The organism is Pseudomonas sp. R3-18-08 (assembly GCF_003852065.1).
GTDB lineage: Bacteria > Pseudomonadota > Gammaproteobacteria > Pseudomonadales > Pseudomonadaceae > Aquipseudomonas.
Window position 1 is genome coordinate 3,835,654 of record NZ_CP027729.1, and the last position, 17,012, is coordinate 3,852,665.

At 48.8% G+C, this 17,012-nt stretch carries 15 protein-coding genes; 7 read left to right on the forward strand and 8 right to left on the reverse strand.

The annotated features are described in order from the left end of the window. Positions 1-335: 335 nt before the first annotated feature. Together C4J92_RS17560 and C4J92_RS17565 are read left to right on the forward strand one after the other, a co-directional pair. Entirely contained in the window at positions 336-566 is a 231-nt protein-coding gene (locus tag C4J92_RS17560) for a DUF6124 family protein (protein WP_124404745.1), read from the forward strand. A gap of 487 nt (positions 567-1,053) precedes the next feature. Next, positions 1,054-2,115: a hypothetical protein gene (locus C4J92_RS17565; RefSeq protein ID WP_124404746.1), complete on the forward strand. Its 1,062-nt coding sequence runs from the start codon at positions 1,054-1,056 to the stop codon at positions 2,113-2,115. Positions 2,116-2,364: 249 nt separating this feature from the next. Here the strand turns inward: C4J92_RS17565 and C4J92_RS17570 are convergent, their stop codons facing one another. The 3 genes from C4J92_RS17570 to C4J92_RS17580 are packed head-to-tail and all read right to left on the reverse strand — an operon-like array spanning position 2,365 to position 5,845. Continuing rightward, on the reverse strand, positions 2,365-4,194 hold the full coding sequence (locus C4J92_RS17570) for a DUF3732 domain-containing protein (RefSeq protein ID WP_124404747.1): 1,830 nt from the start codon (positions 4,192-4,194) through the stop codon (positions 2,365-2,367). Next, positions 4,191-4,646, reverse strand: a complete 456-nt coding sequence (locus C4J92_RS17575; RefSeq protein ID WP_124404748.1) for a three component ABC system middle component — start codon at positions 4,644-4,646, stop codon at positions 4,191-4,193. Before C4J92_RS17575 ends, C4J92_RS17570 begins: the two co-directional genes overlap by 4 nt. Beyond that, positions 4,643-5,845 carry a hypothetical protein gene (locus tag C4J92_RS17580; protein WP_124404749.1) on the reverse strand — a complete coding sequence of 401 codons (1,203 nt, stop codon included), beginning with the start codon at positions 5,843-5,845 and terminating at the stop codon, positions 4,643-4,645. The genes C4J92_RS17575 and C4J92_RS17580 overlap by 4 nt, the downstream gene beginning before the upstream one ends. Positions 5,846-6,580: 735 nt before the next feature. On the opposite strand from C4J92_RS17580, the gene C4J92_RS17585 reads away from it, so the two are divergent. After that, complete coding sequence (locus C4J92_RS17585; protein ID WP_124404750.1) at positions 6,581-7,018, forward strand: VOC family protein; 438 nt, start codon at positions 6,581-6,583, stop codon at positions 7,016-7,018. 81 nt (positions 7,019-7,099) lie between these two features. On the opposite strand, the gene C4J92_RS17590 is transcribed toward C4J92_RS17585, so the two are convergent. Further along, positions 7,100-8,014, reverse strand: coding sequence for a LysR family transcriptional regulator (locus C4J92_RS17590; RefSeq protein ID WP_124404751.1), 915 nt, complete (start codon positions 8,012-8,014; stop codon positions 7,100-7,102). Between the two features lie 140 nt (positions 8,015-8,154). On the opposite strand from C4J92_RS17590, the gene C4J92_RS17595 reads away from it, so the two are divergent. After that, on the forward strand, positions 8,155-8,550 hold the full coding sequence (locus C4J92_RS17595) for a RidA family protein (RefSeq protein WP_124404752.1): 396 nt from the start codon (positions 8,155-8,157) through the stop codon (positions 8,548-8,550). A 124-nt stretch (positions 8,551-8,674) separates the two neighbouring features. Next, positions 8,675-9,598: an alpha/beta fold hydrolase gene (locus C4J92_RS17600; protein ID WP_124404753.1), complete on the forward strand. Its 924-nt coding sequence runs from the start codon at positions 8,675-8,677 to the stop codon at positions 9,596-9,598. Positions 9,599-9,840: 242 nt separating this feature from the next. On the opposite strand, the gene C4J92_RS17605 is transcribed toward C4J92_RS17600, so the two are convergent. After that, positions 9,841-10,884, reverse strand: a complete 1,044-nt coding sequence (locus C4J92_RS17605) for a DUF4062 domain-containing protein (RefSeq protein WP_124404754.1) — start codon at positions 10,882-10,884, stop codon at positions 9,841-9,843. Between the two features lie 331 nt (positions 10,885-11,215). Between C4J92_RS17605 and C4J92_RS17610 the strand changes: the two genes are divergently transcribed. Further along, on the forward strand, positions 11,216-12,433 hold the full coding sequence (locus C4J92_RS17610; protein WP_124404755.1) for a hypothetical protein: 1,218 nt from the start codon (positions 11,216-11,218) through the stop codon (positions 12,431-12,433). A gap of 528 nt (positions 12,434-12,961) precedes the next feature. Here the strand turns inward: C4J92_RS17610 and C4J92_RS17615 are convergent. Then, positions 12,962-13,768 (reverse strand): DUF6602 domain-containing protein, encoded by an 807-nt coding sequence (locus tag C4J92_RS17615; RefSeq protein ID WP_124404756.1) that lies wholly within the window; start codon positions 13,766-13,768, stop codon positions 12,962-12,964. 194 nt (positions 13,769-13,962) lie between these two features. Here C4J92_RS17615 and C4J92_RS17620 point away from each other — a divergent pair, with 194 nt between their 5' ends. Further along, a complete protein-coding gene (locus tag C4J92_RS17620) occupies positions 13,963-14,718 on the forward strand; it encodes a hypothetical protein (protein WP_124404757.1) in 756 nt (251 codons plus the stop codon). Between the two features lie 209 nt (positions 14,719-14,927). On the opposite strand, the gene C4J92_RS17625 is transcribed toward C4J92_RS17620, so the two are convergent. Both C4J92_RS17625 and C4J92_RS17630 read right to left on the reverse strand, forming a co-directional pair. Next, positions 14,928-16,037: a hypothetical protein gene (locus C4J92_RS17625; RefSeq protein ID WP_124404758.1), complete on the reverse strand. Its 1,110-nt coding sequence runs from the start codon at positions 16,035-16,037 to the stop codon at positions 14,928-14,930. A gap of 401 nt (positions 16,038-16,438) precedes the next feature. Further along, complete coding sequence (locus C4J92_RS17630) at positions 16,439-16,690, reverse strand: DUF2513 domain-containing protein (RefSeq protein ID WP_256657505.1); 252 nt, start codon at positions 16,688-16,690, stop codon at positions 16,439-16,441. Between the last annotated feature and the right edge of the window lie 322 nt (positions 16,691-17,012).

Consider the following 17,012-nt stretch of genomic DNA (forward strand, 5'->3'; position numbering starts at 1 on the left):
GGTTCGAAGGGATACAGCGTTCGCTACCCTGCGGCACCTTGCTCCCTTGCCTACGCTTGCGTCAGAATCCGCCGGCTTGTGCGCTGGGGTGGCCGTATTTAAGGTGGCTCGGTCGCTGAATCTCTCGGCGATCGGGTTTAGTAGCCCACGGTTTAACCTAACAAGTGCACACGCTCCCTCCATCAGACTTCCCGTCTGTGCTTGATGGTGGCTGTGCGTAGGGCGCCCTCGGGCGCGCCGGTTTTGTTAGGTTTCACCGGTCTACTAACCTGCGTACAGCTACCGCCTTATTGTTTAGTAGCGATGAGGTCGTGGCCCAAGCAAGGAACTTAACAATGGCTACCGATTCAACCGCGCTCTTTAGCGTCCCCCCCCACGCCAGCAATGAAACCCTCATCACCAACAGCTACGAAACCTTCACCAGCGTCAGCACCCTGCTGCTCGACCTGTCCGAAAACCTCCACGGCAAACACCGCGACGTCGCGCTGGCGATTCATCAATTGAGTGAACTGGGCGTACTGCTCACCGGCAAATTGCTTGACCGTGAGGCGCCGTGTACGGGTTGATTGACAGCATTTAACTCAAAAAGCCTGATTAATCGCTGAGTTGTTGCAGGCTGTATACAACAGCTCGGCGATTTGCTTTTTGATGGGTTTGGTGGAGGGCCAGCGGCAATGCAAAATGAAGAGCTATGCTGCGAGGAGCAGACGTTTAGTAGCATGCCGCTAGCGGATCCTGAAGACAGAGGGACCCGATTAAATAGCTATGGTTGGATCGAATGAGTCGGTGGCAGCTTTCGGCCCAAAGCACCCAATCGCGTGGCGGTCCCTATCGCTCAAACTCATGTTAACGAAATCTACATCTCACAGTAGCCAGTTGATGGCGTTAGGGCAATTGTGCGTCACTGCACCGACACACTGTTCCAGTGAAATATCAAGAATTTGTGTACTCAACAGAGAACAATAAACTCTTATAAGTTAACGCGAAACGAAGCTAGCACCTGCGCCGCTTGAGATTGGCAAGTATTCTACAGTCGAGGAATATTACTTACAGGTGTACAATGACCGTCAAATTCAAAAAAACAATTTGAGAGGAAGCATGACACTCAATGAGGATAAGAAAGAAAGTCTTAGATTTCTAAGAAAGGCTGAAAAATACGGATTGAAACTTGCAGAATTGATTCCTGGACTGGACAAACCTGCGACCATCATAAAGCACTTACGTGAATTTCATGAAGAGCAAAAAAAGATTCGCATAAGCCGTTACTGCAGGGCGTTAGTCAATTGTATATCGACGACAGACTATGCTGCTGCCAATGAGTTAGCCACAGATATTGAGTTCGCCGATTTACTGCAGGCATGTGTGAATGATAGCGATAGCAATAAAGCTGAGGCATATGCGCAATTAACGATTACGTTAAAATTTGGATCTTTGGAGAAAGAGTACCGCCGTCACTTCATGCTTTCGCTCAAGCAGCTTGCTCATGAAGACCTAGAACTATTAAGGCTCGCACACATAGCGACTAAAAATGAGTTGATCCCTAAGCATGGATATGGGGTTTTGTCCCAAAGTGACATATTCAACAACCAAAAACTTGGGGTGATTAGATCGCTGTCGATTGAGACTCTACGCCAACTGGGGCTAATAAAATCTGAAGGCATTACAGAGCTAGGAAAGCTATTTATAAAATCTGTGTATAGCAGAGAGCTTTGTGATCATCATGAAGATTTCAAGATATGGCAAAGCCCTCCAATAATCATTTTGACTGGGGAAAAGAAAGACACTCATAACGATAACGTGATCGACAACTTTAAATGTCTGCGGGTTCGTTGTGTTACTGTATCTATACTCAGCTTCCCCAAAGGAATCGAGCAGAACCGGCCTTATAAAGCGATAATTTTCGCAGGTGATTACGAAGGACTCACTTCTAGCAAACAGAGAGAATTAGTAGCTTTTACTGTCTCAACCCCTCACCAATGCATAAACTTAGGCTACAAGCTATCAACCACCTCTGAAGGGATGTGTTCTCGCCATATCGATTTTAGTGATACACAGACGGTGGCGGAGAAAGTTAAAAAAGTCGCCAGCATCTTGGGATTTATCGTTGATTTATAAATATGGTTTAATCAGTGAACTTGATCTCTCCGCTATGCTTGATTAATTTATTCGGCGTAATTAATGACTGCTTTGGGTCGTTTTCTGCCTATCGTGACGGGCAGAAAAACGGCCATAGTAGCGGTCAGCCGCACCCTCAGAGGGTGACGAGATGAATGGGCTTTGCGAGGCCGAGCCCTCTACCCGAGCCACTGCAATCGTAGTTCAAGAGGCTATTTAGCCTATAACGAAAGTGATACGCCGCTATTTTTAGTCGAGAATCAGACCATAATCGCCGCGCAATTCTTTATCTACCAAATGAAACCGGTCCAACGCTAAGCGTTTCCAATGTGTTTCCTTGATATGCTCAAGCAGTATTATCTGAAACCCACCCTCTTCGTCCATCAGTTTGACAAAAGAATTCATCTCAATCAACGCAGCATCAAGACTGATAATGTCATCAGTCGGCTCTCCCTCGTTTGAGAAATAAGGAGTGCTAGGCTGATCCAAAACCATGAATGAAGGCATCCATGTTACTTTGTGGCGCTTAGCAACTTGGTGGATCGCGAAAAAATAAGCTAGGTGTAGATACAGATAGTTTGATGCACTGCCGATGTCAGGCATTTTCTCTATTGAAGATAAATCCTCAGAAAACAGATGAATCAAGCGTTCTTTTTCACTAAATCGAGCCGTGAAATTATCGTACCCCTTAAGCTTCAGCCTCTTGAGCGTATCATTAATAAATCCATTAAGTTTCTGTTCGGCTAACTCCACTTTGAGATTATCTTCTTCAATCACACTTTTAAGCTGATCAACCTTGGTCTGAAACTCTTCAGGATCGTAAGTAAACGCATGATTGTCTGAGTCACTGAAAAGCTGGATCTTTGTATCAAGCCTGCCTATATATTTGTAGTATTCTTTAGGACTGGAACGAGTTTTCTGATTTTTTTGCAGCGTAACCAAATCTTCTTCGAGCTTGGAAATTTCTTTAATGTTTTCTGATATTAAATCTTTGACTTCCGCTAAAAATGGAGCTTGGCTCTTGCTTTTGAGAGCAGCACGAATTCGAAAAAGTTGCGTTTGAAGATGATGTATCAGGCTATTAGCCATTTCCGATGGAAATATCAATTCAGGATGTTCGTTAAAGAACTCGACTGGGCGTAATGCATCCTCTGCTTGTTTAGCAGAGTTAGAAAACTCTAGTTTCTTATCAGCAAACGCCTCATATTTTCTGTTTTTTGAGCGAAGGGCAAATATTTTTCTCTCAAGCGCCTCCGCCTCGCCCTTCCCAGGTAAAGCTATATCCGAATCGATTACAAGCTCTTTCAGTTTTTTCAAAAGCGTGTCGACGTCGGCTGGAACACTCTCGATAATGCCCAGCGCAGCAGCCTCTCGGCCGAGACTTTGCAAATCGTCCGAAAACGCTAGTTTATTTTTTTCAAAAATCTCTCTTTTACGTTCAATTGCAACTTGTTTCTGCTCCAACTCGAGCAACTTTGTTTTTGCGGTAGATGTTTTGGCGTTCTCAACGCCCAACGCCATTCTAAAAGTTCGCTCAATAGACTCTTGGTATCGTCCGTCAGCCGGTCGAATGTACAGATATTCAGGAGCAATAATAGCGTTCTGATCTTGGTAGCTGTGGGGGAGAAAGCTACGAAAGGAAACCTTAGAGCCGGTCCGAATATGTCTACCGCCGTAGGGAATCTTTAGTTCAGAATCGATACCAAACGCATCGTTTAGAATCTTCTTAAGATTATCAATTTTAATGTTAAACATTGGCGTTTCCGGAATGATGCCATCCTCGGAGAAGTAAGCCTGAGAGGTTTCTGTATTTTCCTCAGAAGGCCGCCCAATCAAAATCTGACGCCCGTTGATATTAATCCTAAGACCATACCAGGTGACCTTGGAGTCGATATTGGTTTTTGATATTCCTTTCGTCGCGCTGGCGAGGAGGCAATAGTCAATAATATAAAGTATCGATGACTTGCCTTTTCCAGAGTCACCAGTGATCACATTGATCCTATTCTCAAGAAATTCTAAATTCCTCAGAATTCCATTTTTTTGCCATAAAACAATGTTTTGTATTTGAATACTGCTCATAGAACAATCCTAAAATTCTGATATAGCTCAGTGCCATTTTCTTCTAATACTTTTGCCAACCTCGGAGCAGCAAGAAAAATCTCGGCTCCGAGCTGCCCAACCGATTTTGAATTTGCAGAGGTAAAAATCTCAGAATTGAGAGACAGGGTTTTCTCGTCAAACTTTGCGATACCCATCTCGCACGCCAGCAATATTGTATTCACAGACGTAGCTGATAAATCTAAGAAGTAGTTACTCAGTGCAGAGAACTCTTTGGGAAAAGAAAGCACCAGATCACGGCTGCTTATATACACTACGTTTTTATTTCGCAAAATCGAGCGAATACGCTTATTAAAGATTAACGGCAAGATCAAAAGCGAATTGGGAAGTTCGATCGTCCGATTTGGCATGCTTGCCAAGGTTGCCTGGAAGGCCAAAATCCCGAGTACTTCGTTCATTACAAGCGGATTCATTTTTGGTAAAGCTCCTGCCAATCAATCTTCCATCCAATCGATGGGGTATCAGACAGCTTAATGAATTTTCCTCGACTGAACCCGTCTGGAAGAGCGATACTTTTTATCTTTAACTCTTTGCCCAACGTTTTTTCATAGCAGGCTTGCGCGGCTAAGTGCGGCTGAGAACCAACTTGGGAAAATGCCCCATGCGCTTGCTTATGTATATGTCTCCAGCTTATCTCGCACTGTTGCTCCAATCGGACATTATCCTGATAGGTGAAGTCACCTTCTTTCTTCAATTCACCTATCAATTCCTCAGTTGCGAGCATCTCAATTCCGTGTTCAATCGCATCAGCATTAGTCTTACCAATATCTAACAACTGAGTACTGAAAATACTCCCTAAAAACGAAAGACTCTCCAAGCTCCGAAAGTGATAATATTTGTCATAGTAGCGATCGTAATCGACCTCATTGCTCCTCGACAATCTCAAAATTCTGTCAAAACCCATCTGCACTCGGAATAGTTGATAGGTGATCAACACCTTCGCTCCCGACGTAATGGTTTCCACTTTGAACTCTTTATAGGCTCCAATAACAAATTTTCGAGTATCATCTAATTTACTATCTGGCACTGCCAAATAGGATAGCTTTGTATTTATCTGATGTGTGACGCTTCCACTGTCAGTGTGAAAACTGAAGCGCTCCAGCAGAAAATTTACTTCTTCAGATTTGGCCGTGGCGAGGGCTTTTACATATTTGAAAATAGGGTTTTCTGGATCGGTTGGCGCTTTTAACGCCTCAGCCGCCTGAATATCTTTAAAAATATCCAAAATCGCATCAATTACTTTTTCCTTGTTCTCCTTTGCAGACTTCAGAAGAACAATAAGATTTTGATTGTTGAGCTTTTTGTTTGAGTATATTTGGAACTCAACCTTTTTTCCGGACGGCAACTCCGGCACCGACTTCCACCAGTTATACAAGGTCTTCCAAAGATCGATGTCCCTCTCGGTTATATTCCCCCCTGAAAGACTATGCTTCACCTGAATCAGGCATAGCTCTTCAGTGATACTCTCGGTATGAACGTCATCAAACACCTCCAGCCCAATTTTTTCCCCTGGCTTTAAGCCCAGCAGAATATTAACAAGCACGAGATCCTGATACTCGAAACCTAAAGCGCTTTTATCCGCCGCTGTTTGTTCTAAATGCCCCATACGCACCTACCGGAATCCATAGTTCCGAGAAAAAGTTCTTTGCTCAGGAGAAAACCTGAGAGGGAGTCTATCCGACAGCCGTCATCAACTGGCAACCAAGCCTCAATTACGGCTGTAGTGCAATTTCCAGCGGCACGTGTGGATTGGTTTGTGCTTGACTCATGCGTCATGCATGGATAGACCTCCTGGAGTGATACTAGTAACTGCTGTAAAGCCGAAAGGCGTGAGTGGCATATTGCCACACCTCTGACGGTAAGGGCCACTGCAATGCTCCTCCCTCGGTTTTGTAACCGGCTTTCGACACCTTCATCGGCCGGCGCAGCTCATCAAGGTGACACATTCCGCCCCATTACATGACTGATATGATGTAATCAATCCAGCATCAGAAACATTTAACAGCTTAAACAATTTACCCTTCTGTTCACATGGCTAGGCCGAATGGTCTGTAGCGCAAACCATGCAGCATGCCTCCATCGCCCGTCTCGCCTCATCATACTGGCCGCTTTACTCCAAGTGACAGCTGCCGAGAAAAGCTAGCCGCTAAATAGCCTCCCAATTTCGTAGATAGTGACTACTTTTGACTGATTGCTGCCTGTCGCCAAGGGCTGCAATCGGCGAGAATCAGCCACTCAACGCATCTCGATAATTCCCATCCGACCGTACATCATCACGCTCACTTTGATTCCTTCGCGGTGCAGAACATGCCGCCCGCATATAAGTCTTTGAAATGGAAGTCATCTCATGTTCGAACGCAACAAACTGGTTCCGGAAATTATGGTCACCCACCTCGAAAGCAGCCTCGCTTTCTGGGTTTCTTGCCTTGGGCTCACAGTAGCCTATCAGCGCCCGGAAGATGGTTTCGCCTACCTTGATTTGAATGGTGCTCAAGTAATGCTTGAGCAGGTTGATTCGCAGGCAGGTCAATGGCTGACTGCGCCGTTGACCAAGCCGTTTGGAAGAGGAATCAACCTACAGATTGATGTTGATGCCGTTGCCCCCATCTTGCGAAAACTTGATCAGGCTGGATTTCCACTCTTTCGAGAATGCAAGGACACCTGGTATCGGGCTGACAATGTAGAAGTAGGCCAGCGCGAATTCATCGTCCAGGATCCCGACGGTTATCTCATCAGGTTGGTAGAACGGCTGGGTGAGAGACCGGCTTGCTCAATCTGCGTTTGAATCTGAACCACGCCGACCATCAGCGATCGGCCAATTACAGACGTTTAGAGCATCTAGCCCTGAAACGGTTTTACACCTGTTTCACCTAACCACCGGCGCATGCTCGGCCATCAATTCTATCACCCAGTCGATAAACACCCGCACCTTGGCGCTGACATGCCGATTTGGCGGGAATGCCAGGTACATCGGCATTGGCGCCATGTGCCAGTCCTCGAACAGCGGCAGCAACTCGCCGCTGACCAGGTGCGGTTTGGCCATGTACTGCGGTAGCCAAAGCATGCCCAGACCCGCCAGGCCGGCGGCCAGGTACGCATTGCCGTCGTCGACCGTCAGTTGCGGGCGCCCCTGGATCTCGATGCGTTCCTCACCACGCTGCATCGCGTAGGGCAAGGATTTGCCTGTGCGAAACCAGAGGAAGCCAACGGTACTGTGCCTGCCCTCCTCCAGCTCACGGGGGTGCGCTGGCGTACCGAAGCGCTGCAGATAGCCGGGCGCGGCATAAATGCCGATGTGCAGATCGCCCACATGCCTTGCCATCAGCGACTGATCGACGATTTCGCCGCCGCGCACCACGCAGTCGACGTTTTCGCCAATGATGTCGACAATCCGATCGCTCACGCCCAGGGTCAGCTGGATTTCCGGGTAGCGGGCAAAGAACCCCGGCAAGGCGGGTATCAGCAGCATTCGCGCAAACGGGCTGGGCACATCCACCCGCAGGCGCCCGCGTGGTGTCATCGATGCGCTGGACAGGCTGGTCTCGGCGTCGTCCATATCGACCAGTAGCCGGATGACGCGCTCGTAGTAGGCCGCGCCATCGGCGGTGACGTTGACCTTGCGTGTGGTGCGGTTGAGCAAGCGCACGCGCAGCCTCGCTTCCAGTTGCTGGACGAGCTGCGTCACGGTGGTCTTGCTCATGTGCAGGGTGGCTGCCGCCTTGGTGAAGCTGCCGGTTTCCACCACTCGGGCAAAGGCCTGCATTGCATCGAAACGGTCCATTTCACGCCTCACTGGGGTCTGGATAGTTTGGATTCTACAAACAGTCATGACCAGCGTTGCGCGTTTATTCAGGTCGCCCGTCTTTTTACACTGACTCCATCGTAAACAGCGGGCCACGTCGGCCCCGAAGGAGAGATGCAATGACCAGCAAACGTGATGTGGTTTTCCCGCCTGACCGCCATGCACTGTACGAGCTCCACCGCTACTCACCGGCGATTCGCTCAAACGGTTTTCTGTTCGTATCCGGTCAAGTCGGCAGCCGCAAGGATGGCTCGGCCGAGCCGGACCTCGCGACACAGGTTCGCCTGGCCTTCACCAACCTCAACGCAATCCTGACCGAGGCCGGCAGTAGTTTCGAGGATGTGGTCGACACGACCATCTTCATGGTCGACCCCGACTCGACATTTGAAACGATCTGGGAAGTAGTGGCCGAGTACTGGGGCGAAGCGCCCTATCCGACGGCGACCGCTATTGGCGTGACCTGGTTGTCCGGTTTTGATTTCGAGATCAAGGTGATTGCCAAACTGTCCCAATGAACTCGGCTCAGTCCTTTTCCGGCCGTCTAACGCAGCCATCTTGTTTTTTCTGGGGGGACGCTGGTGTAATTGGCACCCGTGAAATTGTAAAAGTCATTTCGCATTGCGCGAAAAGGAGAACGCCATGCGTGCAGAAATGATTCTTGCCGGGATCGGCGCCACGTTGGCGCTGTTGTCTGCATCGCCAGCCCAGCCTGCACCCTTGCCGTCAGAAACTGTCAACCAGGGTGTTATCTCGGTGCGGGTACAAGGCTCGGGGACAGATATCATCCTGATTCCAGGATTTGCCTCGTCCCGCGACGTATGGGCTGATTTGGCCTCCAGACTACGACAGAGCCATCGGCTCCACCTTGTACAGGTAGCTGGCTTTGCCGGCTCGCCTGCCGTGTCCGACCCAGAAGGGAAAGTAGTCGCGCCGACGGTCGAGGCAATCGCTGAATACATCCGCAGCCAGCGCCTCGAGGCGCCGGTCATCATCGGTCATTCGTTGGGTGGTGAGGTGGCACTGATGCTGGGTGCTCGTCATCCCGATCAAGTGGGACGCCTGATGATTGTCGATGCGATGCCCTTTTATACATTGCTGTTCGATCCCTTCGCGACCCGTGAAACGGCGACCCCGCAGGCGGCTGCGATGCGCGATGCAATGTTGACCGCAACCCCTGAGCAGGCGCAAACCCTGCAGCAGGCCTCCATCGCCCGTCTGGCCAAAACTGAAGCGGTCAGGCCAGCCTTGGTCGCTGCGGGGATGAACTCGGACCGAAGGACTATGGCCAATGCCATGTATGAGCTGATGGTCACTGACCTGCGACCTGAGCTTGGACGCATCAAGGTGCCTGTCGAGGTCGTCTATGCCTATGACCCGCTTTACGGCATAGAGGCGTCCCACATTGATGCTATGTTCCGTAACGCCTATGTCTCGACCCCAACTATCAGCTTCAGGCGTATTGACGGCAGTTTTCACTTCATCATGCTGGATCAGCCAGAACTGTTCGCCGACGCTGTCATCGAGTTCCTGAGTCCAGGAACGGCGGCGGAACTGCTAGAGTGATGAATTGCCCTGATGATCGGTAAGTGGTACGGCGAAGCGACCACCCTCCCCAGGTTGAGGTCTTCAACATTCATGCGCCCAGCACTTCATTTAGCGAGCCCTATGCATATTGCGGAGCCTTTGCAGCGCTCAAGGCTGACAACCGAATCTTCAAGCTAGAAGAACTGCCAAGCTGAGACACGAAGGGGTCGAAGGGTTCATTGTTGCTTATCCCCTCCCGCCTGCTGGCCAAGCTCAATTCTTTAGGAAAGCTTGCGCCCGATACGGAACAAAGCGTCTTCCAGCCACTGGTTGAAAACGCCCTGTGACGCTGGAATCAGCAGTTTTCTTTCCTCAATGTTTTTCTCACTGCGGTGCGGCATGGACATCGACGATGCAGGGGGGGTTGGCGGCTCTGCGTAGACTTGGTGAGAAACTCCGTAGATCCCCAGCTGGAACCAGCCTCCCTTACCTCGGCTAATCAAACTAAAAGCTTCTTCCGCAAAGCGTTTTAGCCGGCTGGGCGAGATGTAATAGGAAGCAAAATATTCGCCGCCCTTTCCTGGGGCTGCCAGAGGAATAGAGAGCCAGCTCATCCCATTATCGTGATGCCGCCAAGAGGCCTCCTCGGCATCTAAGCCGGTGATGTCTCCCTCGTTAAATGACTTGTAACCACCCTTGATAGAAACCAAGCCCGCCTTAGAAAGCTTGAGGAAGAATTCATCATGCTGGGTGTGCATGGAACGCAACGTACCCGAGAGAATGGGCTGCGGCAGAAACACGAGCTCTAGGCGATCTTCACGAGGCCGGCTATTCCAATTTCGGCTGTTGCTACGATTCTGCAGATGCTGAACGAACTCCTGTTCGGAAATGGCGCTGCGACTGGCTGCAAGTTGGCTTAGCCCTTGGATGATTTTGTCTGAGAGATCGCGATCACCTGTGAAGGTGGAACGGAAAAGGCCGTCGACATAATCGGAAACCTCCCAGTGAAAGCGCTTTTGATCATCCTCGACCGGAACCTCTTCCAGAAAAGCCAGAATGGGTTTATTGGCAGCTTTTGCGCGATGGAACTCCTGCTGAGTGACGGACTCACCTGTGTGGGTTTTGAAGCCGAAGTCCCCGCCAAGAATCAGCACCACTACGTCGGCCTGGTCAACCTCAGTCATGCATGCGACTTCAGAGGAATAGGGTCTTGCACCAAAATCCTCACACATCACGGGAGTGTGCCCCAACAGAGAAACTGCTTTTTTGGCGGCCGCACGATAGTGCTCAAAATTACGTACTACAGAGCTGATAAACACGTTCATAGCAGTCCCCATCACTAATAGGCCACATCCGTTTCGCCTCATCATACCGGCCGCTTTACTCAAAGTGACAACTGCCGAAAAAAGCTTGCCGCTGAATAGCCCCCGATTTCGTAAATACTGACTGCTTTTGACTGATTGCTGCCTCTCGCCAAGGGCTGCAATCGGCCAAAGGCGGACGTTCTGTTTAAATCCAGTTTTTGCTCTCGGAAGTCATTGTTGGGGGGGGGCGATCAACATGAGCGAGTTTTCAAAGACCGTAACGGCATTTAGCCAGCTCATGAGCATCTGACTGTGCCAGAATCTGCGCTTGCCTCAACGCCCAAGGAAAGGTATGAGTTTTTTCGACCGTTTGTTCGCGTTCCGACAGAACGAATTTCGGACACCCCTTGAGGATTTTCTCACCGAACTCTTCGCCGAGTGGCTACGTCAAGTGACGCTCGCTGGTCGAGTCACAGAGGTGCTGACTGACCTCTTCAAACTGGCACCGACCCAACTTGGAGAATTGAATAATCTCAATTCAATTGTCTGGGAGACTCAGCACGTCATCGGCCCAGGCGACCACGGGGCGGAGGGTAAACGCCCAGACCTGATTGGACGATGCTCTAATTTCTTCCTAATCATCGAGAGCAAAATCGCAGCTGGATTTACCGAATACCAAGATGAGCTGGGGCGAGTGGATCAATTGTCCATGTACCAGTCATACCGTAGAAGTCGGAAGGAGACGTTTGGCGGCCTTGTCCTGATTACACACTCTACTTTGCCTCCATCGGACTGGACCCATCAGACGTTGTACTGGCGTGCTATTGAAAAGTACTTACGCGCTTTTACGGACGATAACTCGTCGACTAGCGCATTGAATTACCTCACTAAACAATTGAAAAAGTTCCTTGGAGACAACGGTATGAACGGAACCCGTATCGATCTGGCGGATATTACCGCCTACCCCGCCTATCAAAGACTCACACAAGGGTTGTCAGGGCTGGGTAGAGTTGCGGATAACTGCCTTAGAATCGCGCTTCAGGGGACAAGTCTTGAGAAACTCCGAACTCCTCGTGGGGGTAGTGGTGGAGACTTCATCTGGCCTACTTTTTGTGGCTTGACGCTCACCAATGACGGATTCAAATGTCGTGAAGCTCAACTCATTTTGTGGAGTGGCACCCTTACCGGAAAAGTTTATGAGTACATTGGGCCGTTTACGGACGGAATCCCGGATCTCTCTGTCGGTATTGGCTTATGGTTCAATGAGGAAGTCCAGCAAGAGGCTCGTAGCTACCTGTTAGCGTTGTGCGAAAAGCTCAACAGTCAGGAGAAAGGGGCGTGGGTACTGGACATCCACTCTCGTGATGGTAGGGGGCCGATTATCTTGCTTTCGACTCGTCGATCCCTCATTGATTTGCATGTTCAAGCTGCCGGCTGCGACCTAGACGATATCGCCAGTGAGTTCTTCTCAACCCACAGCAATTCACTTCTAGTTGAGCTTTCAGCGCCACTCCTGGAAGCCGGAAAGAGCGCTGACCAGTTTCTGTTTGAAATGGTAACGGCTGAATGATTCCCCTTGATTTTTAGACGCGAAATGGCTGCTCCCGGCCAGTTCTGCCTGTCCTGACCGGCAGAAGCCGGCCATGTCCGGACATTCGTGGCAGGCATAAAATCGCCAGTGTGACAGGCTTCGGTTGCTGATCCCTGCCCTGAAAAATGGCGAGCGCGTATCGGAGTTGCACCCAATACGTCGCAGAGCCACAGCTATCGCATTTCATGTCGCAGAAAATTGAGCACCTGCGACAGGCTCACGCAACACCGCAAAACTTCACCCAGCGGTGCGAGCGAATCGTCGCATAACTTAGGGATAACGCGACAAATAAGCTAGCAGCGAAGAGCAGCTATTGGCTCAAAGCTGAGAAATCAGGGCAGCCCTGATAAAATAAAATTATTCTGTCCGATCACATCAGAGCCATATGCTGCAAAAGCGGATTACCTAGTCTATAAATAATTTTTTCTCTTTTTCTCGTCTTGGTTATATATCCGGCTAGAACGGTGAGCGGAGTCTAAAGGTGTTAAAGCGATCGCGAAATCATGCTCATGCCGTCGCCCAGCTCATGTATTCATTAAGGTGTGCTCCTATGTCAATGAATGAGTAGTCGCGTTCCCCTAGCGTGTAATATGCGTTCTGCACCAGACTGTAGTAAATGTCCGACAGCGGAGTGTGGCTTCGGATAAACATCGGAAAGTAACCGTCGGCTCTTTGGCTTTTACCACCTTCAGAATCAAACGGCGGCTCCAAATGGAGGGTACCGCCAAGCCAGTCATTAGCAGCTGAATCTGACGGGTGGCATCGGAGAATCACGCCGTCCATTGGAGCGAGTTCAGGTCTCGAATGCTGGAAAAATGTGCTTTCGATGGAGCTGTGTCTCTGCTCTGTGCGATAACCCAATAGGGTTATTTGAGGCGCGCCCCACTCGCCAGGAGAAAACTCTTTGATCTGTTTGGTAAGCGCAGTAATTTTTATAGCGTTCTCGATGCTTTTCTTTATATCTCTTGAAGTTAAATTTGTTTTCAGCTCATAGACATGAACAACTGAATTTAGCATTACGAGAGCAGACCCATCGCTGTTCTCTGAAAGAAGGGGGTAGCGAGCATCGATCACGATGACATCTAGCTGGGGTGACAAATCCCCGTTCGGAGTGATGAAGTGGCCTGAAACAGCACGTAAGGTAGTTGGCAAGTAGCGTTGCAGAAAGCTGATAAACGGTAGTTCACCATTCCGGCCAACTGTTTGTGAGTTGGTAGAGGAAGCAAGTGCACGCTCGACACTCAGCAAAATTGCCGCTTCCTCCTGCGCCATTATTGGATTTGGCGAACCGTGATGGTGCTTATAGTTTTTCATTCAGTAGAGGCGCTCCTGCGAGGATTAGTCCAAGATAGACAGCATTATCTTATCAGGACTGAATGTCTAATTCCTGGAAGGAGGAGGTAGGCTTCGATCCTTAAAGGGTTAGCGCTTGGTGGCCCATTTCATAGTGATTTAGACCAGCGCAATCAGTCCGATTTCATCACGCCGCTGATGAGGGAGAGGAAAATTTGGAAATCGTGATCCCCTGTACGAAATGCGCGCTCGCCACTCAAGTGGAGGGTGGTGGCTTTGGTCCTGATGGCGTCGTGCTTCGAAGCAGGACAGTACTCGTTCAGGAGCATAATCTCTACCGAGCGGCTTGTCCGGAGGGGCACCAGCTTGTGGCGATCTTAGATAACCTTCCTTTCGAACTGCTTTTTGAAAGCGGTTTAGAAGCACTGGTGGACGGCTATCTACGAGAGTCAGTAAGCAGTTTTGCGGCCGCATTAGAGCGGCTATACGAATTTTCCATTCGTGTACAGCTTACGTCAGAAAAAATCGACCTAAATGACCTGGAAGCTATGTGGAAGTCTGTCGCGGCCCAGTCGGAACGTCAGCTTGGGATGTATATCGGTATAAGAACTTTTAAAGACGGCAAGCAGCCGGCTTTACTGCCCCAACCGTTATCAAAACTCCGCAACTCCGTCATCCACAAAGGATACTTTCCCAGTAGCAAAGAAGCTTCCGATTTTGGCGAGGCCGTCTTTAAGCTGATTTTGGATGAAGTGCGGCGTTTAGACGAGGGCTTCAAAGAGGCGGTAGGAGTTCAGATATGTACGCATCGAGAGAAGGCACTGCGATTGCTGAATAAGGATGATGAACCGTATTTTTTTGGCTTCGGATTGGCGGTGGCAAATAGAGAAGATAGGCCGTTCTCAGATGTTGTAATCAAAGCGCAACGGTCTATGCGGAGACGATGTGAAGGTGAAGCACCGCCCGCTTGAGATTAGCGATATCGGATGCTGTCCATATATTGCAGTCATGAGCTTTATCCCGAGAATGTGAGTTAAGGGAGGATGCTTGGGTTTTTTGGGAAAATAGATCAAGTTTAGCTAGTAGGGTTGGCGACCGTCATATTGTTAAGTTGTAGAAAGTGCAGTACCACACTTTACCTTAATTTAATGGTATTATGCGCGGTCTATGTTTGAGTCGTTTAATCATCAATTTGCTCAACCGTTTGGTAGCCTGGACTGAGTGCTGAAAAGTACTTAGAGAGCTCTAGGTTTTGCGTTATAAAAATCGCCTTTGCTTTCTCTTCGCCCTCTATCACCTTAAGCATTTGATTGTATTGATCAGCGCTCGCGGAGCGTTTGATTATTTCCAATGCGAAAGTGTCATCTGAAAACTCCATAATGGTGTGTCTGCACGAGACTAGGGAATTGTATGGAGGGCCATTTTCAAATGCTTGCTTCAGTTGCTTGCGGAAGTGGTTTTTTCTATTAAGATGAAAGTAGCAGGCCGCAATCTGGAGCTCGATTTCCGCATTGGGGCAACCTAGTTTTTCGGCTTTCTTATAAGTTTTTAGACTTTTCTTATATTCTCCCCTGTCTTTGTATTCTGCGGCTAACGAGTATAGTTCGCTGGATGATACGCAGCGCTCTTTTCGCAAAGTTTCTGTAAGCTTAAGGAATAGTAGGTATAGGGGGTAGTAAGCATGAATCAAGTAAGCGCAGTTTGAGATTACAGGCTTAAATTTGCTCGGGGACGACTCTAGGGAATAGGCATTTATTAGATTTCGAATATCCTCAATCAAAACTATTTCTTTTGGTGAGGCGAACTCGCTTAAGTTAAAGATCTTATCAATTTGCTCTATTGCAGATGCGGACTGTTTTCTAAGAGCTTCATCTATTGGGAAAAGTAATTTTGAGATTTTTTGGTCGTTTAGAAGGTCTTTTTCGAAGCATTTGTTTTGTACTCCGAGATACATTTCTCTACGCCGGAGCTTGCCTCCGGTGATCGAATGCTGGAAGGAGCCCGCTGAATTGTAAGGATTTTCTTGAATAAGGATACAAAACAGAAAGAATAGGTCTTGCCTGAGTTTTCTCAAGTCCCGCACTATCAAAAGTCGAAGCTTGCTCTTCCTCTTTGCTTGAGGTATTACGTTGAAAACTATGTAGAATATCAGTGCTGAGAACAACGATAGACTCAGCTGATACCAGAAGCCGTTATCTTTTACCCAGGCTTGCATGACTTCTGTTGCTATAATTATTTTTTCTGATATATACGAAAAGAATAACGTTAAACTCTCTTTTAGTTTGTCCACCTATGAGTCTCGATGTTCTGAATGCCGTATTTTTCGGATATGCTAGGGTGGTCGCTTTTTTCTCTTTCGCATGTTCACCAAAAGTGGATTGAGGTATCGAGAGTTCAGCTACGGAACATTATCAGAAAAATTGCAGGATGCGTTGTCCTCATGAGGCGTAGTTAACGGTAATTGATCACCATTCATTTTGTAGACCATGCAGGTAATCGCTTATGACCGATTTCTATCTATCGCGCCGAGATTAATGAATTGAAAACTGGGCGTTAGCTGCTAGCAGCGCATTTTGTCGGCGCGAACCCTAGCTGTAAAGAAGCTCAGAAGGTGCGTGCGGGGCCTCTCGGTCTGTTGATTGAATATCGTCGTGCTGTGCGCTGTGAGCTAGCTAGTATATACAAATCTGCTCATTGCAGATCAATCCCCAGCCGATCCTTGAGCACTTGCTTGCCGTATGCTTTGCCTATTTCCAGCATCACCGCCAAGCTTACCCCGCCAGCTTTCTCTGCTCCAGCTTTTGTCAGACGCCATACCTCCCGATCCCGTATGGTATCGAGGAATTCGTGGCCTCTGATCGTCAGTCGTTTTGGCCTCCAATCGAAGTCGCTCATTGAGCAAAGATCTTGCGCCACAATTAATCCCGCTTCATGCAGCAGCATCACGTGGTAGGAAGTCTCCTCCTTGCTGTGGCTTTCAATGGCGAGGTCAATCTAAGAGTCAGGGGTTTTGCCGCTGGCTTCGATGGCCAGCAGAATTTCTGCGCACCAAGTCTTTGTCGAGCTTCATCGAAGGTGTCCATTCCTACGGTGATAAAGGACATTATCACATTAATTATAAGGGCATCTGACCTGGTAAAGACAGAGCTCAGCACCCAGCTAAAAACCTGCTCGAAGGGACGGTCAGCTCAATCCACGGTACGCCCGAGGAGATGCTGGGTCGCCGGGATGACGAATACTTGCGCGTCCAGACTGTGGTTATGGA